Here is a 1,210-nt window from a genome sequence, read left to right as displayed (position 1 = left end):
TTCCGTTCTTGATGCTGGATAACGTGTTGCCTTTCAGCGTCAGCGTTACGCTCACATCTGCTTGTGCAGAAGCTTTCTTATCGAAGCTGGCAGTGTTTGTGCTTAGCTCACTATTCTTCGGCGTAGTATCGCTCACTGTGATTGCCAGTGTCTGCGGGTTCCCTGCACTGAACGTAAATACGAGATTCGTAGTTCCTTCAGGCAGTGAAGCCAGATACTCTTTCTTTAGCGTAACTACTTCATTTGTTAGCGTGTAGTCGGTTCCTAACACTAGAGCCGTTGTTCCGTTCTTGATGCTGGATAACGTGTTGCCTTTCAGCGTCAGCGTTACGCTCACATCTGCTTGTGCAGAAGCTTTCTTATCGAAGCTGGCAGTGGTCGTACTTAGCTCGCTGTTCTTCGGCGTGCTGTCGCTCACTGCAATTGCCAGTGTCTGCGGGTTGCCTGCGCTGAACGTGAACACGAGATTCGTGACTCCTTCAGGCAGTGTAGCCAGATACTCTTGCTTTAGCGTAACTACTTCATTTGTTAGTGTGTAATCGGTTCCCAATACTAGAGCCGTTGTTCCGTTCTTGATGCTAGATAACGTGTTACCTTTCAGCGTGAGCGTTACATTCACATCCGCTTGCGCGGAAGTCTTCTTATCGAAGCTAGCGGTGTTTGTGCTTAGCTCACTATTCTTCGGCGTAGTATCGCTCACTGTGATTGCCAGTGTCTGCGGGTTCCCTGCACTGAACGTAAATACGAGATTCGTAGTTCCTTCAGGCAGTGTAGCCAGATACTCTTTCTTTAGCGTAACTACTTCATTTGTTAGCGTGTAGTCGGTTCCTAACACTAGAGCCGTTGTTCCGTTCTTGATGCTGGATAACGTGTTGCCTTTCAGCGTCAGCGTTACGCTCACATCTGCTTGTGCAGAAGCTTTCTTATCGAAGTTAGCGGTGTTTGTGCTTAGCTCACTGTTCTTCGGCGTGCTATCGGTCACTGTGATTGCCAGTGTCTGTGGGTTGCCTGCGCTGAACGTGAATACGAGATTCGTGACTCCTTCGGGCAGTGTAGCCAAATACTCTTTCTTAAGCGTAACTACGTCATTTGTTAGCGTATAGTCAGTCCCCAATACTAGAGCCGTTGTTCCGTTCTTGATGCTGGATAACGTGTTGCCTTTCAGCGTCAGCGTTACACTCACATCTGCTTGTGCAGAAGCTTTCTTATC

General features: G+C 48.3%; 1 protein-coding gene. It reads right to left on the bottom strand.

Annotated elements, in window-relative coordinates:
- A partial coding sequence (locus tag ACFRAM_RS28715; protein ID WP_379470441.1) for a X2-like carbohydrate binding domain-containing protein occupies window positions 1–1,210 on the bottom strand: 1,210 nt, incomplete at both ends.

The organism is Paenibacillus sp. NPDC056722 (assembly GCF_042790635.1).
GTDB lineage: Bacteria > Bacillota > Bacilli > Paenibacillales > Paenibacillaceae > Paenibacillus_AQ > Paenibacillus_AQ agri.
Note: the sequence above shows the minus strand (reverse complement) of the source record. Positions and strands in the feature narration are given on the sequence as shown.